We start from the raw sequence: 22,540 nt of genomic DNA on the forward strand, positions 1-22,540 counted from the left end.
GCATCATCCTCCATCGTCAGAAAGTTCATTCCTTAATAGATTTCCTCATGGCCAAAGAGGTTCGTTATCTCAAATCGTTCTACTGGAAGGATTACCTGGTAATCACGGTGGGATTGATGCTTTTCTCCATCGGTTTCACCGGTTTCATCATGCCCAACGAGATCGTCGTGGGCGGCCTCGGCGGTGTGGGGCTGCTTCTGAAGTACGCTTTTGGACTGCCGGTTTTCATGACCTTTCTTGTGGGGAACGGCCTCATGATGGTGGTGGCCTGGTTCATACTGGGCAAAGGGTATGTCTTCAAAGCACTCTATGGAGTGGTGGGGGTGACCTTGCTGATGGCTGTGGCTGAGAATCTGATCACCGAGGCGATCATCCATACCGACCCGCTGATTGCCAGCATCATCGGAGCTGTCTTCAGTGGTACCGGCCTGGGACTGGTCTATACACGCAACGCCAGCACCGGTGGAACGGACATCCTTGGCGCCATCATCACCAAGTATCGCTACATCAGCATGGGACGAGGTTTGCTTTACATCGACCTGGTCATCGTGGGCAGCTCCTATCTGCTGTTTCAGAGCTTTGAAAAGATCATCTACGGACTGATTGTGGTCTCGGTGATGTATTACACCGTTGACCTGGTGATCAACGGTGCCCGTCAATCGGTCCAGTTCATCATCTTCTCCACCCGCTACAACGAGATCGCCTCGCATGTCAACTCCGAACTAGACCGCGGCTGCACCGTGCTGGAAGGAACAGGTTGGTATTCCCAGCAACCGCAGAAGGTGCTGATCATCCTGGCGCGCAAGACCGAATCGACCTCCATTTTCCGACTGGTAAAACGAATCGATGAGAATGCCTTTATCTCACAAAGCAATGTGGTGGGTGTCTATGGCAAAGGATTCGATCAGATGAAGTAAACCGATCCCTCGACAGGGAAGAGACAGGGAGTTTCATGGGCTTTGGGAAGCTCTAGCCTTATTGCACCCTTATTGTACCCTTATATCCACTCCGATATTTATGGGAGTGGATATAAGGGTACAATAACTTTAGAATAAAAGAATAGCTTCCCAAAATATTGGGAATTGGGAAAGGTTCATTTTTCTGGTGTAACGTTCTTTCAGGATGGCACCCATACTACAAAAAAGAGAGGCTGCCTCTATTTGGAGACAGCCTCTGATCTGAATTTTTTACGATGGCACTTCGTTAACTCAACGAAATGAAGATCTCTTTTTCCACCTCTTCCATCGCCACCTTGCCTTCTCTGGCTAACCATCCGAGGGCAGCATAGAGATCCTTTTCGGTCAGCTTGGCTGCCTTCTTAACCTCTTTCACATTCTGGCGGCCGTTTTCATCAAGTATGGTCCATACTTTACCGGCGTTGATTCCAATTTTCTCAATCATGACTTTGTTGTTAATTTTGAATAACCTAAAATTTGAATGCTGCAAAGATAATGCTAATTGTTCAAAAAAAAAATATTTCTGATTAGCTGCGTTGGCATAAGCGGTTGTAAGATATCTCCTTATTGCTCATTCAATCGTAGAAGGTCCTCCAGGATCGTTGCCGACTGCAGGATGAGCGAGTGGCTTCCGTCGTTGCGTATCACATAATCCGATCGCTCCAATTTCTCCTCCTCCGGCAGCTGGTGCTTCATACGCTCCTCAACTGCTTCCCTGGTGGTGTGATCACGTTGGATAACCCTTGCGAGGCGGATAGTTTCAGGAGCAAGGACGGTGATCACCTTGTCGAGATAACGCACAAAACCGGCTTCGAAGAGAAGAGCTGCCTCGATCATCACGACCGGATGATCCTGGTGGCGGAGACACCAACCCATGAAGTGTTGGGCCAGGACGGGATGAACGATGGCGTTTACCGCCTCCACCTTTTGCCTGTCACCAAACATAAGGGCGGCCAGTTGTTTGCGGTTGAGTGAACCTTCTGCATAGAGATCCTTTCCGAAGAGGGCAGTGAGCTCTTTGCGGATGACCGGTGAGGTATCGTTGAGCTGTTTGGCTTCACTGTCGGCGTCAAACACCGGGATGCCATGCAGACGGAACAACTCACTGACCACCGACTTCCCACTTCCGATGCCACCGGTGATGCCTGCAGTAATCATCGATTTGGTTTGTTTTCAAAGAGAAACTCTACGCTAGAGGGTGATATGCGGACATTCTGTGCCGCTTCCGGATGCTTGCTCAGTTGCAGCTCCACCCTGCCATCTTCGTTCTGGTGAAAGTTGCGGTAATTGAGCCTGATCTCAAAATCTTCGGGAGCAATCTTGCGGTATTCCTCCAGGGTGACTGAGAAGGAGACATTGGCTCGTGAAGGAAAAAACTTCACATCCAGGCTACCGGGCAGCCCCGTTGCGGTGATCGGTACCTCGAAGGTACGTTCCGTATACTCCTCAATCGGTATGAAGATCTCCACCTGATCGGGAACGAACTTGATACCTTCCACGCGGTTGATGGGGATAGGCAATTGTGAGGTGGCTTTCAGGTTCTTGAAGACCGTGTACTCGGTGGCGGCATGCTCCAGCTTGCCAAGCGATTCACGTGATCCGTAGGCCGTGACCTTTTCAGGCAGGAAGGTGACACTGTCTGCCACAAGGTTAACCCTGCTGGTGGTAATCTCACCGTCGAAAACAACCTTGAGCTCTTTGCTTTGCAACTTCGAGGTGGTTAGGTTGATGATCATCGGATAATAACCCCTGATGTTGGTGCTGGAAAAGAGGCGAGAGCGAATCAACTGCCTGTACTGGTCGCCCTGCAGCGTGTTGTTACCCTCCTCCGTGAACTCTGCCACGTTGATCTCGAGCGAGTCTTTCTTGCTCAGGTCGAGGCGAAAGATGGCGGCGCCGTTATCGGTGATGCTCACCTCTACATAGTCGGGCAGGGGGTTGTCGAACACCACATCTTGCGGGATGTTGTGGTATTTCAGCGGAATGCGATAGGTACCCTCCACATTCTCTTTCTGGAAGAAAAGCATTAACCAGAAGATGAAAGCCAACAGGAGGAAAAGCAGAAAAAAAAGCATATTCTTCCACGGGAATGTGGAAAAAAAGGCTGCCGCTTTGGGTTTCCATTTTCCGATGATGGCTTTCACCTCCATGAGACGATGTTTAAGGGGTCGTCACATCTGATGAGGAAGCAAAGACAGAGGCTTTCTCAAACTTAATCTTCACGCCGTCGGCAACCTCAACCAGGAACCAGGTCTCACCCACCTCCTTGATTCTTCCGTGGATACCACCCGAGGTGACCACCTTGTCGCCCACTTTCATCGCTGCGCGACTTTTTTGCAACTCTTTCTGTTTCTTCTGCTGGGGACGGATCATGAAGAAATAGAATACGGCAATGATGGCAACCATCATAAAAAGGGTACTGCCCATGCCCGAGAAACCGCTGCCCTGAGCAGCCTGTAATAAAATATTCATGAGAATGATTTTTTAAGTGTGTGAATATTAGTTTTTAAAAATTGTTTTTTCTGCTTTTATCTCCTGTACAATCGCATCCAGGATGCCGTTGATAAATGTGCTGCTCTTGGGTGTGCTGTAAGACTTTGCAATCTCAATGTACTCGTTGAGTGAGACATTGGTTGGTATCGACTCAAAGGTGCAGATCTCCGAGAGAGCTACCTGCATGATGATCATATCCATGAAAGCGATGCGATCGAAATCCCACTTTTCGGTGTGCTTCTCTATCAGTGTCCTGTATTTATCCTCGTTGAGAATGGTGTCATGCAATAATTTCAGTGCAAATACCCGGTCCTCCTCGTCCTTGAACATGGGCAGTAGTGGCTGCTCTGCTCCCTCATCCTCCGAGAATCGCTTGATTGTTTTCAAGACAAAACTCTGTACGATCTCCACATCATCGTTCCAATAGATGCACTCATCCTCCAGTATCTCATCGAGCTCCTCATTGAGGTAGATGTACTGCTTGAAACATTTTCTCCAGAACTCGCGATCTTCATTGTAGGTGGGTGCTGCAAGCTCAGTGTAATTCTTATAGGTGTCCGAATCGAGAATGGTGTCGAGCAGGTTTTTCAAAAAAGAGGTGTCGGCATCCCATACCATTGGTCTTTCAGCGAAATGGTGCTGTAGTTGGCGGTTGTCGCTCAACTGCCGTATGAATTTGTTGTCGATAAGATGGGTGTTGGGGTTGAGATCCTCCCAGGAGGGGAGATGCTTGTTCTTCTTGGCCTCTATCCTGCTTTCATACGCTTTTGTCAATTCCACCATCAGCGAAAGCAAATAGAAATAGAGGTCATAAGATTTTTGCAAGCCGAAAAGAAGTTCCTTTTCTGCACCGCGCAAATCCTTATTCGTATTCTGGTACCATGAATAGACAATCTGTACGATTCGGATACGAATTAAATTTCTGTTTATCATTGTTTAAATGAGCTTTTTTATGATGTTGCAGAAACACAAACCCTTATCAAGTCGTCGATCACGAAGTGAAAAAGGCAATGCTTAGTGCAATATTTCTAACTGCAAAAGTAGTGATTTTTTTGGTATTACCTTGCAGGAATTGTGAAAAGTGAAGCGCGAATGAAGCGAGCAACTCTTTTTTTATCATTCTGATCTTACATTCGATCCCTTTTGTGGGTGGTAAAAAATGAACCCCCGAAAATAATTGCACACTAAAAAGAAAATCACTAACTTTGCGCCGCTTTTTGAGAGCTCCCAAGTGTGATGGGAAATAAAGAAAGCAGCTTTATTTTGAGTAACACAAAAACAACAATTGAAAAAATGAAAACATTTGAATTAAAAGGCGAAGTCAGGGCTGATTTCGGAAAAAAAGCGGCCAGGGCTTACCGTAGCGAAGGGCTGATACCCTGTGTGGTTTATGGTGGTCACGACGGCGAAAATCTCAACTTTGTTGTGAAGAACAGCGATGTACGCAATCTGATTTATACACCCGAAGTGTTTCTGGTGAACCTCGACCTGGGAGCAAAGAAGCTGATGGGAATCGTCAAAGATATTCAATTCCACCCGGTGAAAGACAGCATCCTGCATATCGATTTCCTCCATGTATTTGAAAATGCACCGGTGGTGATTGAGATTCCGGTACGTCTTGAAGGATTGGCTGAAGGTGTGAAGGCCGGTGGTAAGCTCTCGCTCGACAGCCGCAAGTTGAAGGTGAAGGCGTTGCCTGCTCATCTGCCGGAAGAATTGGTGGTGAATGTTGAGAAGCTGGAGCTGGGTAAATCAATTCAGGTAGGTGATCTCAACTTCGACAACCTGGATATTCTCAGTGCCAAGAATGCAGTGGTATGTAGAGTACAGCTGACGCGTGCTGCAAGAGGTGCCGCCGCCAAGGCGCAGTAACCTAACGAGGTATGTGATGAAATATTTGATTGCGGGATTGGGCAACATCGGACCTGATTATGAGCAAACCCGCCACAATATAGGTTTTATGGTGTTGGACGCTTTTGCAAAAGCGTCCAATGCTGTTTTTGAGGATCGCCGTTACGGCTTTGTGGCCGAGATGCGGTTGCGTAACAAGATGTTGCTGTTGCTCAAACCCTCCACCTTTATGAACCTGAGCGGGAATGCAATCCGTTATTGGCTGCAGAAGGAGAAAATCGACAACCAACAGCTGCTGGTGGTGGTGGACGATCTGGCTCTTCCTTTCGGGACGCTGCGTCTCAAAGCCAAAGGGAGTGATGCGGGACACAATGGATTGAAGCATATTCAGGAGTTGATAGGGCAGGATTACCCGCGACTGCGGTTCGGTATCGGGAATGATTTCCCACGTGGACGTCAGGTGGATTATGTGCTTGAACCCTTTTCCCCGGAGGAGCAGTTGCTGTTACCGGAACGCATTGAAACAGCGGTGGATATGATCAGGAATTTTTGTCTGGCCGGTATCAACACCACAATGAATCAATACAACAATAAGTAATCTGTTGAGTGATGGAAGAAGTGCGCATAGACAAATGGCTCTGGGCGGTACGTATCTTCAAGACGCGGACAGCCGCCACGGAGGCCTGCAAAAAAGGAAGGGTCCTGATTGGAGAGGCATCGATGAAGCCTTCCCGGAATGTCAGAGTGGGGGAAGTGATCAAAGTCAGGAAGCCTCCCGTGACCTATTCCTTCAAGGTCCTTGCCCTTGCGGAAAAACGAATGGGAGCGAGATTGGTGCCGGAGTATATGGAGAACGTGACTCCTCAGGAGCAGTATGAGCTGTTGGAGCTTAAAAGCATCAGCGGGTTCGTAGACCGACAACGCGGGACGGGACGTCCCACCAAGAAGGAACGGCGCGACCTGGACCAGTTTGCTGACAGCATTCCTGAAGACCTCTTCAACTGGGATGAATAAGGGATTCCTTAGCGGGAGACCCTTATTTTTTTGTCTGTGCGGTTGTAGAGTGGCACTACCTCAAGGGTGTCACTGCTCAGACAGTAGGCCGCATCTCCCTCCGCACCGTTGGCCAGGAGGCGCCCGTAGTGCTCACTGCTCTTTAGAAAACCCATCGGATCTGCTTTCGCCTGCAGCCACAACAGTTGGGCTACCCGCACCGCATCTGAACCGATGGCCACCTTTCCAGAGGCAGAGAGCCTTTCCAGAAGAGCACCCCCGAAGAGCATATCTTCCAGGTTGATCCGGTTGTTCCACCCCGCACAGAGTACCACAATTCGTTCTGCATGTTCGATGCAGTAGTGGCTTAACGCACCGATGTTTGAGAAGGATCCTATCAACAGCTCCTGTGCGTTTGCACCCTCTCTGATGGCCATTGTGCCATTGGTGGTGGTGAAGACAACCTCTCTCCCTGCTACCCTTTCAGGAGTGTAATCGAAGGGGGAGTTGCCAAAGTCAGCAAAGTCGCACTTTCGCGTATGTCGTTCTGCTCCCACCAGGTAGCCATCATTCTTGTAACGTTTCGCCTCCTCAATCTCTGCCACGGGGATGATTGCTGTGGCACCGTTGTGGAGCATGCGGCACATGGTGGTTGATGCACGAAAGATATCGACCACGATCACGGTGTCATTTTCTTTTCGGTAGTAAGGGTAGAGGGCGGGAGATGGGGCAATGTCGATGATCATACCATTGATGTTTGAATGCAAAGATAGGAACAATTTGTCTGAAAGCAAAACAACAAAGCAGGACCACTGATTCGATGTCAGTTTACAGTGTAGTGTAGTGGTGAGGACGATGCAAAATTTTTTGTATCTTTCGCCCCGAATTAAAAAAAGTGCATCACAAAAGTTTTCTTTTGAATGAAACAACAGTTGAAGATTACCAACTATAAGGTCATATTGGCTTCTGCTTCACCCAGGAGACAAGAACTCCTCTCAGGGATCGACCTGGCATATGAATTACGCACCCTGCCCGATGTTGATGAATCCTTTCCGGATGATCTGCCACATGAGGAGGTCGCGGAATACCTGGCACGCAAGAAGGCTACAGCATACACCGACGCATTGAAGGAGGATGAATTGCTGATCACTGCCGATACGATTGTACTGTTGAACGGAATGATTTTGGGTAAACCCACCGATAGAGAGGAGGCACAACGGATGCTGCGGATCCTCTCCGGTAAACGACACAGGGTGATCACCGGTGTCTGCCTCACCTCGATACGGAAATCACACTCCTTTTCTGATACAGCCTGGGTGACCTTTGGTGAGCTTACCGATGAAGAGATTGATTCTTATCTCGATCGTTATAACCCAATGGACAAGGCGGGAGCCTACGGTGTGCAGGAGTGGATTGGTTATGTGGGTGTGGAAAAGATTGAGGGTTCTTACTTCAACGTGATGGGCTTTCCCATTTACAAAGTGTACCGCGAGTTGAAGCGGTTTTGAAAAAATAAAAAATAATCTCCTATCTTTGTCACGGATTTTTAGCAATCAGATTAATTGAAAACAACCCTATGCTTACAGTAGAAAAAATCGGCGGTACCTCCATGTCGCAGTTTCAGGATGTCCTGCAAAACATCATTCGGGGAAACAGAAAGGGAGACCAACTCTATAACCGCATCTTCGTGGTGTCGGCCTATAACAACGTGACCAACTGGTTGCTGGAACACAAGAAGACCGGAGAACCGGGCATTTACAACAAATTCCTCAACGGGGAGGATTACAGCAGCGCGCTCGATTCATTCTGCCAACGTCTGTTGCTCATCAACGACGGGTTTGCGGATATTGGGCTGGACCTGAAAGAGGCACGCGACTTTATCCGCTTCCGGGTGGATCAGGCCAAGACAGTGCTTTACAGCCTGGGTAAGGTGCTGGCCTCGGGGTACGTGAATCGTACCGACATTCACCTAGCCGCTCGTGAAATACTGGCTTCCATTGGTGAAGCGCACTCCGGATGGAACTCGGTCAATATCCTCAACAACAACAACATCAATGCTCGTTTTATTGACCTCTGCGGATTCAATGATAACGAGCCGTTGACAATCGATCAGCGCATCCACAAGGAATTCAGCGGCATCGATTTCAGCAATGTGCTTTGTGTGGCTACCGGTTACACCAAAGGTACGGAGGGGATCATGCGGGCTTTCGACCGTGGGTACAGTGAGGTTACCTTCAGCAAGATTGCCGTGGAGGTAAAGGCGCAGGAAGCAGTAATCCACAAGGAGTTTCATCTCTCCAGTGCCGATCCCAAGATTGTGGGAGTGGAAAACAGCATACCCGTAGGACATACCAATTATGTGATTGCCGATCAGTTGGCCGACATCGGTATGGAGGCCATTCACCCCAAAGCGGCCAAACCATTGGAGTTGGCCGGTATCGACATCCGCATCAAGAACACCTTCGAACCTGAGCATCCCGGAACCCTCATCTCTCACGATTATGTCTCACCTGAACCGCGGGTGGAGATCGTCTCCGGCTCACGCAAGGTGATTGCCATTGAGGTACATGACCCAATGATGGTGGGTGAAGTGGGTTTCGACGGTCAGATCATGAACTACTTCGTCAAGTATGGGGTGAGCTACATTCTGAAATCGACCAATGCCAACTCAATCACCATGGTGGTGTGGGACAACGAGAAAAGCCTGGAACTGATCAAGGTGCTCAAAGAGGTGTTCTACCAGGTGGATGCAAAACCAATGGCCATTGTATGTGCCATGGGCTCCAACATTGCCCTTCCCGGTTTCCTCTATTATGCCGCCAAGGCCCTCTATGAAAAGGAGATTAATGTGGAGAGCTTTGCCCAGTCGCTGATGCAGGTGAACATGCAATTTGTAATCCGGCGTGAGCATTATGAGGATGCGGTAATTGCCCTTAATGAGGCACTCTGCAAAGAGATTGATGGTCACTCATAACGCCGACCGCCATTTCCCGGACCGCCATGATTGTTATCACTCCTCTTCGTAGGTTTGGTAGAGGAAATCGTTGTAGGGGAAACGGGTGGTATGAATCTCCTTCACTTTTTCGTACATGATCTCTTTGAGTGCATCGATGTTCTCCCGCTCCCTGGCAGAGATGAAGATGCAGTGCTCCCTGATCTTATTCAGCCAGGAGTCTTTTAGTTCATCTAGGGTATAGTGCTCACGTTTTTTTGGTGTGAGGTCGTCCTCCTCCTTCACAACGTGCGAAAATGCGTCAATTTTGTTGAATACCAGGATGACTGGCTTCTCCCTGTCGTCGATCTCAAAGAGCGTTTTCTCTACCACCTCGATCTGTTCTTCAAAGGCAGGGTGGGAGATGTCCACCACGTGGAGCAGGATGTCGGCCTCCCTCACCTCATCGAGTGTCGACTTGAACGATTCGATCAGGTGGGTGGGCAGCTTGCGGATGAAGCCTACCGTATCAGTTAGCAGGAATGGCAGATTCTCGATTGTCACCTTGCGCACCGTTGTGTCGAGCGTCGCAAAGAGCTTGTTCTCAGCAAACACATCGCTCTTACTGAGCAGTGTCATCAGTGTTGACTTGCCGACGTTCGTGTAGCCTACCAGTGCCACGCGCACCAGTTTACCCCTGTTCTTGCGCTGCACTACTTTCTGTTTGTCGATATCTTTCAATTCCTGTTTCAATCGTGAGATCTTGTCGAGGATGATGCGCCGGTCGGTCTCCAGCTGTGTCTCACCAGGGCCGCGCATGATGGTGCCGCCCCCGCCGCGCTGGCGCTCCAGGTGAGTCCACATACGGGTTAGGCGTGGCAGCAGGTACTGGTATTGCGCAAGTTCTACCTGTGCCTTTGCATGTGCTGTCTGCGCCCTCATGGCGAAGATGTCGAGAATCAGGCTGGTGCGGTCCATGATGCGGATCTTCAACTCCTTTTCGATGTTGCGTAGTTGCTTTGCAGATAGCTCATCGTCGAAGATCGCCACTCCCACTTCGTTCTCTTCGTCCTTCACATACTCCTCGATTTCCTGCAGTTTCCCCTTCCCCACGAAGGTGACCGGATTGGGCATCTCCAGTCGCTGCTGGAAGCGTTTGCCGGGTACCAGGCCGGCCGTTTCGGCCAGGAACGCCAACTCATCGAGGTATTCCTTCACCTTCTCTTCATTCTGTTCGGGTGTGATAAGGCCCACTAAAAGGGCGTTTTCATTCTTTATTTCGTTTGTGATGAAGTCTTTCATAAATTTAATCTGCTAATTGATGTAATTGGATGGTTATCGTTCTAATCCGAAAGGCTGTGGGTCTATTTTTTTCTAAAACCAAAATCCGAATCCGGCAGTGATGAGCAACTGAGAATAATCATTGATGAACTGGTATTTCAGTTCCAGGTTGGCCCTGACACGATAGCTGATGTCATGCTGATAACCCATTCCCAGACTGGCTCCCGGCCGGTGATGCGTCTCCTCCTTCCCTGTCATGTTGAATGTTGCTTCCGGATCGTAGTGCCAGTTGGAGTAGTGAATACCTGCCAGCGGATAGAGCGATGCTGTATAGCTTAGGGGCAGAATATAGTGAAGGTCGGCCTCTGCCATCCACATTTGTTCTCCCTTCACTTCGAGATAACGGGTAAAGGAGGGTGCAAACCGGAGATTGTTGGTTCGGTAGTAATGCAGATGCACTCCTGCTCCCGGACTTTTTGCCACCGATGCGTATCCTGTATGGACACCCACACCCCATGTACCCTCAAACTGTGCATGTAGAGCCGGCAGTGCACTGAGCAGCGTGATCAGCAAGAGCATCCCTTTTATGATGATTGAACGATGTTTCATCCCGCAAAGATAACGAAATCAATGAAAAGATGCTGTAATGAAGATTAAATCTGTGTGGGTCAGCTCTCTTCTCCTCCTTTCAGGATAGGGAGGTGCCAATGGTATCGTACGGCCAGCATCCGGATAAGGATCACCGAAGCCGCGGTGGTGAGCTGGGTGGCGATTTGGTGGATGCCTGCAACATGCATTAACGTAAAGACAATGCCACCGATGACGCAGGCCAATGCATAGATCTCCTTTCGGAAGATGAGTGGTATCTCATTGATCAGCACATCCCGAACCATACCACCCACTGAACCGGTGATAGTGCCCATGATCACAGCCACCCAGGGATCATACCCCAGTGCGAGGCTCTTCTCCACGCCCACCACTACGAAGAGCCCCAGCCCGATGCTGTCGAAGAGGAAAAAGGTGTTGTTGAGGCGTATCAGCTGATTGTGAAAGATGATCACGAATAAAAGTGCGAGAAATGTGGCCCAGAGATAAACCGGGTTTTCCATCCAGAAGGGGATCACATTGATGAAGAGATCGCGCAGGGTACCTCCACCAATGGCAGTCACGAAGCCCACAACAAAAGCACCGAAGAGATCGAACTTCTTTGCAGATGCCAACCTGATGCCGCTGATGGCAAAGGCAAATGTGCCAAGGAACTCGATGATGTCTACAAATTCAACTGTTATATCCATACCTGCTGTTTCATCTGGCTGTTGTCCTCTTTCGGGGATGCCGTCATCTCCACTAGGGAACAAGACTAAATAATCATACCGCTTCCCAGGCAGAGACGACTCTCATTGTCATAGACCACTCCAAACTGACCTGCGGCGATGCCTTGTACCGGTTCCGCGGACTGTATGCGGTACAGGTCGCCGATACGGCTGATTCTTCCCCGGGTGAAATCGGGTGTATGGCGTATCTTGAAGGTGATCTCCTTCTCATCAGCGAAGTCGCCCCAAATATCTTTTGTGATGAACTCGAAACCCTGAAGGTTGATCTGATCACCGTACTGGTGGCGGGTGTCATACCCTTTTGAGACGTATACAATGTTGCGGTTCACATCCTTTTTGATTACGAACCAGGGACCACCACTCAGTCCCAGTCCTTTCCGCTGGCCGATTGTGTGAAACCAGAAGCCCTGGTGCTTTCCCAGGATGTTGCCGGTCTCCAGTTCCACGATCAATCCCTCCTGTTTTCCCAGGTAACGCTCGATAAACTCGTTGTAGTTCACCTTGCCCAGGAAACAGATGCCCTGGCTGTCCTTGCGTTGTGCCGAGGGCAGCCTCTGTTCAGCTGCGATGGCGCGCACCTCAGACTTGAGCAGGTCGCCGATCGGGAACATCAACCGCGATACCTGCAAATAGCTGATTTGCCCCAGGAAATATGTCTGGTCCTTCACGCTGTCCTTCGCCGTAGAGAGCCAGGTGAGGCCTCCCTCTTCGGTGGTGGTGGCATAGTGTCCGGTGGCGATGCGATCGAACTGATGGCCCCACTTCTGTTCAAAGACGCCGAACTTAATCAGCTTGTTGCACATCATATCGGGATTGGGAGTCAGCCCCCGCTTCACGGAGTCAATGGTGTATTTCACCACGCTGTCCCAATACTCCTCATGCAGCGAGACGATCTCCATCCTGCAGCCGTACTTTTTGGCAACGTACGATACAATCTCAATGTCCTCCTCAGAAGGACAGTCAATGTATCCATCCTTATCCTCCATCCCGATCTTTATGTAATAGATCACCGGGTCATGTCCCATCTCCTTGAGGCGGTGTACCACCACCGAGCTGTCCACGCCGCCGGAAACCAAAGCTGCTATCTCCATTTTTTTTGTGGGTTTTGAACTGCAAAGGTACAAATAAGAATCGAAAAGTGTGATTTGTCAGCGTTGGGTGAATGATCATCTTTTATCTTGTAAAATAATTGAAACAAAAAAAATAGTATTACCTTTACAACTTCGGATTGGACTGCAAAGGTTGGTCTAACTACCGAGAAGAGAGGTGGCGGAATCCAAGAGCGGAGCCCCCCCCTCCACTATCCCCGAAGCAGATTCGGGCCATGAGCGCAAAAGAAAAAAACGATATAAATGACTTACAGATGGAATTATTCAACCCTATCACACGACCAAAAAAATATAACAAATGAATTAGCGAAAGAACTTGATTTACATCCCGTATTTGTTGAATTGCTGGTAAACAAGGGAATAGAGAGCGCTGAGGAGGCGGAAAAGTTTCTGTATCCTAAACTGGAGGATCTTCATGATCCGTTTCTCTTACCCGACATGGACAAAGCAATTCGGCGTATTGAAAAAGCGCTGGGCAACAAGGAGCGGATCCTTATCTACGGGGATTACGATGTAGACGGTACAACGGCTGTTTCACTGGTGTACAAATTCTTTCGGGGAATCACCAGCAATATTGATTATTATATTCCGGATCGGTACGATGAAGGGTATGGCATTTCGTTTCAGGGAATCGATTATGCCGTGAAAACGGGTGTAACGCTCATTATCTCTCTCGATTGCGGCATCAAGGCGGTGAGCAAGGTCGCCTATGCAAAGGAACAAGGCATCGATTTTATTATTTGTGACCACCATATGCCGGACGATTGTCTTCCGGAAGCGGTGGCGGTGGTCGACGCCAAACGGCTTGACTCTGTTTACCCATACGACGAGCTCTCGGGCTGTGGGGTAGGCTTTAAGTTGGTGCAGGCCTTCTCTCAACGCAATGGTTATCCATTCTCAGACATTGAACCGCTGCTCGATCTGGTAGCGGTGAGTATTGCTTCCGACATTGTTCCGCTGACGGGTGAGAACCGTATCATGATCCACTACGGACTGAAACAGCTCAACTCTAACCCTAGTTTTGGACTGAGAGGGATCATCGAGATTTGCGGACTACACCGAAAGCAGATCACCGTGAACGATATCGTCTTCAAGATTGGTCCCCGCATCAATGCCTCCGGTAGGATGATGAACGGCAAGGAAGCAGTGGATCTGATGCTGGCGGGTGACATGACCGCTGCACGTGAGAAAAGCAAGAACATTGACAAGTATAACGAAGATCGGCGTGAGTTGGATAAAAGGATTACCGATGAGGCCATCAACTACATTGACAAGCACATCGATATTGACAATCTGAAGAGCATCGTGCTCTATGATGAGAACTGGCACAAAGGGATCGTGGGGATCGTGGCTTCGCGACTCACTGAGAAGTTTTATCGTCCTGCAGTAGTTTTGACAAAGTCAAACGGAATGATCTCCGGTTCGGCTCGTTCAGTACCCGGCTATGATGTATACAAAGCGATAGAGTCTTGCCGCGATATCCTTGAGAATTTCGGAGGGCATATGTATGCTGCCGGGTTGACATTGAAGGAGGAACATCTTAAGGAATTTACTGACCGGTTCAACAGTCTCTCCTTCGACGGTATTGAGCCGGGTATGATGCTACCCCAGATTACCGTTGACGCTGAGATATCCCTGTCACAGATCACACCAAAATTCATCGCTGATCTCAAGCTATTCAGTCCTTTTGGCCCAGAGAACGAGAATCCTGTTTTCCTCTCACGAAACGTACTTGATTCTGGAAACAGCAAGTTGGTGGGCAAGGGGTTCCGACATATCAAACTGGAGTTGAAGGATCAGACCAGGGAGGCTCCCATGCCGGGTATCGCTTTTTGTCAACAGGATTTCTTCCAGAAGATCAAGGGGGGTGAGCCGGTGGACATCTGTTATACACTTGAGGAGAACACCCATGGTAGCCGATCGTTCATGCAGCTGATGATTAAAGATATACGAGGATAACAAAGAGGATAATTTGCGTATGCATTCGGAATTGTTTCGCCAGATACTTCGTGATTACTGGGGGTACGATTCTTTTCGCACTCTCCAGGAAGAGATCATACAGTCAGTATGGGAAGGTAGAGATACGCTTGGACTGATGCCCACGGGCGGTGGTAAGTCGCTCACATTTCAGGTGCCTGTGATGGCAATGCAGGGTATATGCCTGGTAGTCACTCCTCTCATCGCGTTGATGAAGGACCAGGTGGATAACCTGCGTGAGCGTGGTATCAAAGCGGCAGCAGTCTACTCGGGTATGTCGCGCGATGAAATTATCACCACACTTGAGAATTGCATTTTTGGCGGTTACAAGTTTCTATACGTCTCCCCTGAACGACTCTCTTCCGATATTTTCATCACCAAACTGCAAGCCATGGATGTTTGTCTGCTGGTGGTAGATGAATCACACTGCATTTCACAATGGGGTTACGACTTCCGCCCCTCCTACCTCAAGATTGCCGAAATACGAACATTGCTAGAGGGGGTACCGGTGCTGGCGCTTACAGCCACTGCTACACCAGAGGTGGTTGATGACATCCAAGAGAGGCTGCTTTTCCGGCAAAAGAACCTGTTTAGAACAAGCTTCCTGCGTGAAAACCTTTCTTATGTTGTGCGCACGGTCGACAACAAGGAGGGAGAGCTGTTACACATTTTGCAAACGGTGGCCGGCAGCGGTATTGTTTATGTGCGGAGTCGTAAACAGACAAAAGAGATTGCCCACAACCTTCAAAAGGCAGGTATCGCAGCCGATTATTTTCATGCCGGTCTCCCCCATGAAGAGAAGATCTTGAAACAGAACAGCTGGAAGAACGGTGAACGCCGCGTGATTGTGGCGACGAATGCTTTCGGTATGGGGATCGACAAGGCTGACGTGCGAACGGTGGTGCATATGGATCTACCCAATTCCCCCGAGGAGTATTTTCAAGAGGCCGGTCGTGCCGGTCGTGACGGAGAGCGATCGTATGCCGTAATCCTTTACGCGAAAGCTGACAGTATCAAACTGCGAAAACGCATCACTGATGCATTTCCCAAGAGAGAGTTCATTGTGCGGGTCTATGAAGCACTGGGCAATTACTACCAGGTTGCTGTGGGTGCCGGCTTTGGCAGCGCCTACGATTTCAGTCTGCACGAGTTTTGCATACCGTTCAAATTCCCTTTCTTGCAGACTCATCATGCACTGAAAATCCTGGAGCTGGCAGGTTACATCGAATACACCGAAGAGATTGACCTTCGGTCACGGGTTCGCTTCCTGATCTATCGCGATGAGATGTACACGTTGCAGCTCGAAAGGGATAAGGATGAATTATTGCATACCCTCCTACGCAACTATACCGGTCTTTTCTCCGATGATGTCTATGTCGATGAATCGTTGCTTGCGGCAAGAACTGGGAAAAGCCGTAGAGAGGTGTGTGAAATGCTGATTGCCCTCTCCCGGATGCGTTATATTCGATATATTCCACAGAAAAAAACTCCTTTCATTATTTTTACTACTTCAAGAGAGGACGCGCAGTTTGTCACAATCTCCCGCACGGTTTATGAAGAAAGGAAAAAGCGTTTCGAAAAGAGAGTTCTTTCCATGATTGATTATGTGGAAGAAGAGGGTGTTTGCCGAAGCAGGATGCTGCTCATCTATTTCGGCGAGAAAAATCCGAAAGATTGCGGATATTGCGATGTATGTCTGAGGAGGAATGAGGCAGGTGTGTCCAACTATCTTTTCAGAATGCTGCGGGAGAAGATCCTCGCTCTGCTTCAACCGGAACAGGTCCTTAGACTGAACAGCCTGGTGGAGCAGGTAGCCGACACAGAAGGTAATCCAGGGCAGGTAATTGGTGTAATACGTTTCCTGGTCGATTCAGGTGAACTGGAGCTGCACGACGACCGGATATCACTCCCTGAGGAAGTTGGGTGATTGGTGGTAAGACTCATTCTGTTTTGCCATGCTTCCCTGTGATAATAAAAAGAGGCTATCTCAATATACAAATGAGATGGCTTTTTTTCATCCCATCCACTAAGAATCGCCTTAGTTGGCTTTTTACTGCGTATCAATTCAGACGTAACTGACTCTAATCTGGTTCGAATCTATTAGAACGAGATTAGAACTATATTAGAACCATATTAGAACGAGATTAGAACCAGTAACGAAGAAAGTAGGTTGTTTCTTCCTGAAACAGGGCTACTCAAGCTGAAACGTATAAACAGAAAAAGACCGTCTCATGTAATATTATGAGACAGCCTCTTGGTGATTGTGACCCCGACAGGATTCAAACCTGTAACCTTCTGATCCGTAGTCAGATGCTCTATTCAGTTAAGCTACGGGGCCCTTATTTGTGGGTGCAAAGATACACTAATTTTGGAATCTGACAAAAAGTAAACTGAAATTTTTTTCGCACCCTGTGGCTTCTTCTTCTTTTTGCAGAGCCGAGAGTGCTGAACGGTAGTGCGGTAGCTTCCTTGATTTGGGGATGTGGAATTCACTTCGCAGGTGATAAAAAGGCTTTAAATTGTTTGTTAATAAACTGAATTATTGTAACTTTGCAGTCCGATTATTAGTTTTTATCAATTAAAAGTTTGATTTATAGCTTCTTATTTGCCTATTTATGTCCCTTAGCAAGACAAAATTTAAGCAAGATAAATCGACTTCTCAATTATTTACGAATTAAAAAACTAACAACACAGTGGACACACTAAGTTATAAAACGATTTCTGTGAATAAGGAAACAGCACAGAAAGAATGGGTTGAGATTGATGCTGCCGGGCAACCCCTGGGTCGTCTTTGTTCAAAAGTAGCCAAGCTGCTGAGAGGGAAATACAAAGCCAGCTTCACACCGCACGTCGATTGCGGAGATAATGTGATCATCCTGAATGCCGATAAGGTACAACTGTCGGGCAACAAGTGGAACGATCGCATCTACTATCGCTACTCGGGATATCCCGGTGGTCAGCGTGAGTTCACTCCAGCCGAACTGATGGCTAAGAGCCCGGAGAAGCTGTTCCGCAAAGTGGTGAAGGGTATGTTGCCAAAGAACAAGCTGGGTGATGCCATCCTGCTGAACATGCATGTATATGCCGGCACTGAGCACCCCCACCAGGCACAGAAGCCAAAGAAACTGGATATTAATACGCTAAAATAAAAGAGATGGAAGCAGTAAATGCAATAGGAAGACGCAAAGCAGCGGTAGCTCGTGTATATCTGACCGAGGGCAGCGGCAAAATTGTGATCAATAAACGCGATCTGGAAAATTATTTCCCCTCTTCTATCCTTCAGTTCGTGGTGAAGCAACCATTGAATACGTTGAATGTATTGGAAAAATACGATATCCGTATCAACCTTGATGGTGGTGGGTACAAGGGACAGTCGGAGGCAGCCCGTCTGGGTATCGCCCGTGCCCTGGTAAAGATCAACCCGGATGACAAGGCAGCACTGAGAGCAGAAGGGTTCATGACACGCGACCCACGCGTGGTGGAACGCAAGAAGCCGGGTCAGCCCAAGGCAAGGAAGAGATTCCAGTTCTCCAAACGTTAAACTTATCGGAATCGGCCCCTTCAATCACCTTGTGTGGTTGAAGAGTTCGATTACTCCAATAATGCAGCCAACAGGCAGCAACGTTTAGTATCTAAACCGCAAGGACATTTTCCGATGTGTGACTATCCTCCACCAGGATCTTTTACCTTACGGTTCGGTTAAGAAAAAGAAAGTAAACGAATCAATCAACAAACAAAACATGGCAAAATTAGAATTTGACCAATTGCTGGAGACCGGAGCGCACTTCGGTCACCTCAAAAGAAAGTGGAACCCTGCGATGGCTCCCTACATTTTCATGGAGCGAAATGGTATCCACATCATCGACCTCTACAAGACAATCGCCAAAGCCGAAGAAGCTGCTGGCGCTCTGAAACAGATCGCAAAATCGGGCAAGAAAATCTTGTTCGTGGCTACCAAGAAACAGGCAAAGCCGGTAATCGAAGAAAAAGCGCAGAGCGTGAACATGCCCTACGTGATTGAACGCTGGCCGGGTGGAATGCTGACCAACTTCCCCACTATTCGCAAGGCAGTGAAGAAGATGAGCAACATCGACAAGATGATAAAGGATGGAACCTTCGACACCCTCTCAAAACGTGAGAAATTGCAGGTGACTCGTCAACGTGCCAAATTGGAGAAGAACCTTGGTTCAATCCAGGATTTGACCCGTCTACCCTCTGCCATTTTTGTGGTGGATGTGATGAAGGAACAGATTGCCGTAAAGGAGGCTGAAAAGTTGGGTATTCCGGTCTTTGGTATCGTTGACACCAACTCCGATCCTTCAAACATTGATTTTGTGATTCCTGCCAACGATGATGCAGCGAAAGCAGTTGATATGATCATGGGTTATATCTGCAACGAGATTAAGGAAGGTCTTGATGAACGCAAGGTTGAGAAGGCTGATGCCGCAGCTGCAGAAGAGCAGGACGAGGAAGCACCACAGCGTCGCGAGCGCAAATCGAAAGCAGCCAAAAAAGAGCGGGTGAAGAAAGAAGATACCGAAGCGATGAAGGCAGCTGTTGTGAGCAAGTTTTCCAAGGATGCTGAGGTAGACGAATAATCCTAAAACAACAATAACGAAACATAAGAATATGGCAGTAACAATGGCAGATATCCAGCATTTACGCAAGATGACCGGTGCGGGAATGATGGATTGCAAGAATGCACTGAACGAAGCGGACGGTGATTTCGACAAGGCAATGGAGATTATCCGTAAGAAAGGACAAGCAGTAGCCGCTAAACGTGAGGACCGTGAGGCATCCGAAGGATGTGTGCTGGCCGCCACCGACGGCAATTTTGCAGCAGTAGTAGCACTGCAGTGCGAAACTGACTTTGTGGCGAAAAATGAGGAGTTTGTAGCCCTCACTCGTCAGATCCTTGATGCGGCAATTGCCCACAAGCCTGAAACACTCGATGAGTTGTTGGCACTGGAACTTTCCAACGGCAGCGTGTCACAGCTGATTACCGACAAGATTGGAGCTACCGGTGAAAAGATGGAACTGGGATTCTATGAGCATCTCACTGCTCCCTATGTCACTTCCTACATTCACATGGGAAATAAGCTGGCTACGATTGTTGGTTTCAACAAGGTCGTTGCCGATGAACAGGTGGCACGCGACGTTGCCATGCAAGTCGCAGCCATGAATCCCATCGCAGTGACTCCGGAAGGAATCCCTGCGGAGGTGAAGGAGAAGGAGTTGGAGATTGCCCGTGAGAAAGCACGTGAAGCCGGCAAGCCGGAAAACCTGCTTGACAGGATTGCAGAAGGTTCACTTCAGAAGTTCTATAAGGAGTCAACCCTTCTTCAGCAGGAGTATGTGAAGGATGGTAAGAAAACCATCGAACAGTTCCTGAAAGAGAATGACAAAGAGCTCTCCGTGACTATGTTCAAGCGTGTTACGCTGAACGTGTGATCTGGTAGACAAAGAATGATAATTAAAAAACGCTACGGGGTTAATCCCCTGAGCGTTTTTTTTATTCCCGATCTACGGTTCTGGAGTTGGTAGCATGCGGATGTAAACAACTTAATCTCATCCGGTAGTCCAGGTAAGAACATAGCGCGGATGCACCTCGTAGCGGATGGTGAAGGAGCGGGGAGTGGCAGACTTGGTTTCGGTGGCATGCATTTCCCCCTTTTCTGCGGGGATAAAGGGGATAATGTGGAGGTGCTCCCTGAAGTCAATCCCCTGTAAACCGATCAGTTTAAAGAGACTCTCTTTTGCCGACCAGTGGAGCAATTGGTGCACAGTTTTCTGTTTTGGATCAATGTATTCCTTTTCAGCGATGAACTTATCGGCAATACGTGCTACCCTCTCGGTATGTGTCTCGATATCTATTCCCACTGGTGCCTTGGTAGATAGTAACATCGCCGCATAATCTCGCGTGTGAGAGATGCTGATAAGCCATTTTTCATCTTCCAGGTATGGACTTCCGTTCTGTCTGTTGAAAATCATCTTCTCCTCTCCCAGAAGTTGAAAAAGCATCATCCTTGTGGAGAGCCATTCAATGGAGCGTCTCTCAGAACGAACTTTCTCCAGATAACGATCTGCTTCGTTTCGCAATGTTGCCGGGAATTGAGTCAACAGTTCTTCCCTGGACTCTGTCATTTCCCAGACGCCCAGTAATACTCCTGACTGAATATATTCCTTCCTGATTAACATCTCACTTTTCAAGTTTTGAGTGTTGCGTTGCTGCGGACTATTCTTTCTTCGTTCTGCCGGGTGGAATGTATCGCACCTTTGTGATCCGTTTCTTGCTCATCTCTTCTGCTACAAAATGATGGCCACGGTAGGATAAACTCTCCTTTCTTTTGGGAAAATCACCTTTCAGCTCCAGCAACAACCCAGCAAGTGTATCGGCTTGTTCCTGCATCAACTCAAAATCTCTTTCAGGGAGGCTGGTGATGCGGATGAACTCCTCCAATGGTGTTTTTCCTTCAAAGAGAAAGGAGCCGTCGGGACTCATGGTATAGAAGGGTTGCTCTTCATCATATTCGTCACTGATATCACCCACGATCTCTTCGAGGATGTCCTCCATGGTGACCAGTCCGGCGGTACCTCCATATTCATCCACCACGATGGCCATATGGTTCTTGTGGGCCCGAAACTCCTCCAGAAGGTCATCGATCCGTTTTGTTGTCGGCACGAAGTAGGCCGGGCGGATGAGAGACTGCCACTTGAAGTTGCCTGTCTTGCTTAGATGCGGCAACAGGTCTTTCACATACAGGATTCCTTTGATGGTGTCAGCATTTTCATCATAGACCGGGATACGTGAAAAACCGGCATCTACGATGAAATGTATCACCTCGCGGAAGGGGGTGCGCATTTCGAGAGCCACCATATTGGTGCGAGAAACAAAGATATCACCCACCATCTTGTCTCGGAAACGAATGATCCCTTCCAACAACTCTTTCTCCTGTTCCCCCCTTGCCTCGTCAGAGGTGATCCCCAATGCCTTTGAGAGCTCATCAACCGATATCTCATGTCTGTTTTGTGTGTGGGAAGGTATCAGCATAGAGCCTACTCTCACCATCACGCCCGACAGTGGAGACATCAATAGGTCGATCCATCCGATAATCTTAGCGTTCTTCTCGCTGAAGCGTAGAGGATGATATGTTGCTGTCGTCCTCGGTAGGAAATAGATGAAGATGATTATCACGGCAAAGGCGATGGCGGAACGCATCAATAACATTTCACCACTAACCAATGCAAAATAATCATTTTTCCATGGCAGGGTAATGATCAGTAGGGCCACGATGAGGTTGAGCAGGTGATTGGTGAGACTTACGGAGGTAAGAACACGCTCAGGATTGCTCAGCAGTTTTGAGAGTCGAACCTTTGAGGGTATCTGTGAGGTATGCAACTCCTGAGCATCATCTGTACTGATTCGTTGAAAAGCGCTTTCGAAGGCGGAAATGAGAGCATTGAGCAGAATCAGCAACAACAGTAGAATGAGAAAAAATAGCTTGATAGCTACCGGGTTGTTGACCAGGAGCAGGTGAGTTAATTGCGATAAAGGGTCAGGGTCCAATTGGCAAAAGTTTAAATGAACAAGGAGAATGTTTCCACCATTTTTAT

The 22,540-nt window shown here is 48.4% G+C and carries 24 protein-coding genes and 1 tRNA gene; 12 read left to right on the forward strand and 13 right to left on the reverse strand.

Features of this window, described 5'->3' with window-relative positions; all coding sequences use genetic code 11:
- The first annotated feature begins 47 nt into the window (after window positions 1-47).
- Entirely contained in the window at window positions 48-917 is an 870-nt protein-coding gene (locus tag JS578_07930; protein ID QRX62826.1) for a YitT family protein, read from the forward strand.
- Between the two features lie 286 nt (window positions 918-1,203).
- On the opposite strand, the gene JS578_07935 is transcribed toward JS578_07930, so the two are convergent.
- From JS578_07935 to nusB, 5 genes are all read right to left on the reverse strand, one after another.
- Entirely contained in the window at window positions 1,204-1,401 is a 198-nt protein-coding gene (locus JS578_07935) for a winged helix-turn-helix domain-containing protein (protein ID QRX62827.1), read from the reverse strand.
- 119 nt (window positions 1,402-1,520) lie between these two features.
- On the reverse strand, window positions 1,521-2,114 hold the full coding sequence (locus JS578_07940; protein QRX62828.1) for a dephospho-CoA kinase: 594 nt from the start codon (window positions 2,112-2,114) through the stop codon (window positions 1,521-1,523).
- Window positions 2,111-3,106 carry a YbbR-like domain-containing protein gene (locus tag JS578_07945; protein QRX62829.1) on the reverse strand — a complete coding sequence of 332 codons (996 nt, stop codon included), beginning with the start codon at window positions 3,104-3,106 and terminating at the stop codon, window positions 2,111-2,113. Before JS578_07945 ends, JS578_07940 begins: the two co-directional genes overlap by 4 nt.
- A gap of 10 nt (window positions 3,107-3,116) precedes the next feature.
- Window positions 3,117-3,437 (reverse strand): preprotein translocase subunit YajC, encoded by a 321-nt coding sequence (gene yajC / locus JS578_07950; protein ID QRX64964.1) that lies wholly within the window; start codon window positions 3,435-3,437, stop codon window positions 3,117-3,119.
- Between the two features lie 18 nt (window positions 3,438-3,455).
- Window positions 3,456-4,382 (reverse strand): transcription antitermination factor NusB, encoded by a 927-nt coding sequence (nusB, locus tag JS578_07955; GenBank protein QRX62830.1) that lies wholly within the window; start codon window positions 4,380-4,382, stop codon window positions 3,456-3,458.
- A gap of 360 nt (window positions 4,383-4,742) precedes the next feature.
- Here nusB and JS578_07960 point away from each other — a divergent pair, with 360 nt between their 5' ends.
- From JS578_07960 to JS578_07970, 3 genes are read left to right on the forward strand one after another with little or no spacing between them, the layout of a single operon-like run.
- Entirely contained in the window at window positions 4,743-5,321 is a 579-nt protein-coding gene (locus JS578_07960; GenBank protein ID QRX62831.1) for a 50S ribosomal protein L25/general stress protein Ctc, read from the forward strand.
- Window positions 5,322-5,337: 16 nt separating this feature from the next.
- Window positions 5,338-5,898, forward strand: a complete 561-nt coding sequence (locus JS578_07965) for an aminoacyl-tRNA hydrolase (protein ID QRX62832.1) — start codon at window positions 5,338-5,340, stop codon at window positions 5,896-5,898.
- An 11-nt stretch (window positions 5,899-5,909) separates the two neighbouring features.
- Window positions 5,910-6,314 (forward strand): RNA-binding S4 domain-containing protein, encoded by a 405-nt coding sequence (locus JS578_07970; GenBank protein ID QRX62833.1) that lies wholly within the window; start codon window positions 5,910-5,912, stop codon window positions 6,312-6,314.
- A gap of 8 nt (window positions 6,315-6,322) precedes the next feature.
- On the opposite strand, the gene JS578_07975 is transcribed toward JS578_07970, so the two are convergent.
- On the reverse strand, window positions 6,323-7,039 hold the full coding sequence (locus JS578_07975; protein ID QRX62834.1) for a 2-phosphosulfolactate phosphatase: 717 nt from the start codon (window positions 7,037-7,039) through the stop codon (window positions 6,323-6,325).
- Between the two features lie 174 nt (window positions 7,040-7,213).
- Between JS578_07975 and maf the strand changes: the two genes are divergently transcribed.
- Together maf and JS578_07985 are read left to right on the forward strand one after the other, a co-directional pair.
- Window positions 7,214-7,801: a septum formation protein Maf gene (gene maf / locus JS578_07980; GenBank protein QRX62835.1), complete on the forward strand. Its 588-nt coding sequence runs from the start codon at window positions 7,214-7,216 to the stop codon at window positions 7,799-7,801.
- A 68-nt stretch (window positions 7,802-7,869) separates the two neighbouring features.
- The gene (locus JS578_07985; protein QRX62836.1) at window positions 7,870-9,267 is read left to right on the forward strand and encodes an aspartate kinase; all 1,398 of its coding nucleotides are present in this window, start codon (window positions 7,870-7,872) and stop codon (window positions 9,265-9,267) included.
- A 36-nt stretch (window positions 9,268-9,303) separates the two neighbouring features.
- On the opposite strand, the gene hflX is transcribed toward JS578_07985, so the two are convergent.
- The 4 genes from hflX to mnmA form a co-directional block, all read right to left on the reverse strand.
- Window positions 9,304-10,527, reverse strand: a complete 1,224-nt coding sequence (hflX, locus tag JS578_07990) for a GTPase HflX (protein ID QRX62837.1) — start codon at window positions 10,525-10,527, stop codon at window positions 9,304-9,306.
- 72 nt (window positions 10,528-10,599) lie between these two features.
- The gene (locus JS578_07995) at window positions 10,600-11,115 is read right to left on the reverse strand and encodes an outer membrane beta-barrel protein (protein ID QRX62838.1); all 516 of its coding nucleotides are present in this window, start codon (window positions 11,113-11,115) and stop codon (window positions 10,600-10,602) included.
- A gap of 59 nt (window positions 11,116-11,174) precedes the next feature.
- Window positions 11,175-11,801, reverse strand: a complete 627-nt coding sequence (locus JS578_08000; protein ID QRX62839.1) for a trimeric intracellular cation channel family protein — start codon at window positions 11,799-11,801, stop codon at window positions 11,175-11,177.
- Between the two features lie 65 nt (window positions 11,802-11,866).
- Window positions 11,867-12,931 (reverse strand): tRNA 2-thiouridine(34) synthase MnmA, encoded by a 1,065-nt coding sequence (gene mnmA, locus JS578_08005; GenBank protein QRX62840.1) that lies wholly within the window; start codon window positions 12,929-12,931, stop codon window positions 11,867-11,869.
- 261 nt (window positions 12,932-13,192) lie between these two features.
- Between mnmA and recJ the strand changes: the two genes are divergently transcribed.
- The gene (recJ, locus tag JS578_08010; protein ID QRX62841.1) at window positions 13,193-14,908 is read left to right on the forward strand and encodes a single-stranded-DNA-specific exonuclease RecJ; all 1,716 of its coding nucleotides are present in this window, start codon (window positions 13,193-13,195) and stop codon (window positions 14,906-14,908) included.
- Window positions 14,909-14,927: 19 nt separating this feature from the next.
- Complete coding sequence (locus JS578_08015; GenBank protein ID QRX62842.1) at window positions 14,928-16,853, forward strand: RecQ family ATP-dependent DNA helicase; 1,926 nt, start codon at window positions 14,928-14,930, stop codon at window positions 16,851-16,853.
- A gap of 337 nt (window positions 16,854-17,190) precedes the next feature.
- Here JS578_08015 and JS578_08020 read toward each other — a convergent pair.
- Window positions 17,191-17,264, reverse strand: a tRNA-Arg gene (locus JS578_08020).
- Between the two features lie 355 nt (window positions 17,265-17,619).
- On the opposite strand from JS578_08020, the gene rplM reads away from it, so the two are divergent.
- The 4 genes from rplM to JS578_08040 all read left to right on the forward strand — a co-directional run bounded on the left by rplM (window position 17,620) and on the right by JS578_08040 (window position 20,377).
- Complete coding sequence (gene rplM / locus JS578_08025; GenBank protein QRX62843.1) at window positions 17,620-18,075, forward strand: 50S ribosomal protein L13; 456 nt, start codon at window positions 17,620-17,622, stop codon at window positions 18,073-18,075.
- 5 nt (window positions 18,076-18,080) lie between these two features.
- Window positions 18,081-18,467, forward strand: a complete 387-nt coding sequence (rpsI, locus tag JS578_08030) for a 30S ribosomal protein S9 (GenBank protein QRX62844.1) — start codon at window positions 18,081-18,083, stop codon at window positions 18,465-18,467.
- 199 nt (window positions 18,468-18,666) lie between these two features.
- Window positions 18,667-19,524 carry a 30S ribosomal protein S2 gene (gene rpsB, locus JS578_08035; protein ID QRX62845.1) on the forward strand — a complete coding sequence of 286 codons (858 nt, stop codon included), beginning with the start codon at window positions 18,667-18,669 and terminating at the stop codon, window positions 19,522-19,524.
- Between the two features lie 31 nt (window positions 19,525-19,555).
- Complete coding sequence (locus tag JS578_08040; protein QRX62846.1) at window positions 19,556-20,377, forward strand: elongation factor Ts; 822 nt, start codon at window positions 19,556-19,558, stop codon at window positions 20,375-20,377.
- Between the two features lie 117 nt (window positions 20,378-20,494).
- On the opposite strand, the gene JS578_08045 is transcribed toward JS578_08040, so the two are convergent.
- A complete protein-coding gene (locus tag JS578_08045) occupies window positions 20,495-21,124 on the reverse strand; it encodes a 4'-phosphopantetheinyl transferase superfamily protein (GenBank protein ID QRX62847.1) in 630 nt (209 codons plus the stop codon).
- A 37-nt stretch (window positions 21,125-21,161) separates the two neighbouring features.
- Window positions 21,162-22,493, reverse strand: coding sequence for a gliding motility-associated protein GldE (gldE, locus tag JS578_08050; GenBank protein QRX62848.1), 1,332 nt, complete (start codon window positions 22,491-22,493; stop codon window positions 21,162-21,164).
- Between the last annotated feature and the right edge of the window lie 47 nt (window positions 22,494-22,540).

This window comes from Dysgonomonadaceae bacterium zrk40 (genome assembly GCA_016916535.1).
Classification (GTDB): Bacteria; Bacteroidota; Bacteroidia; order Bacteroidales; family Dysgonomonadaceae; genus Proteiniphilum.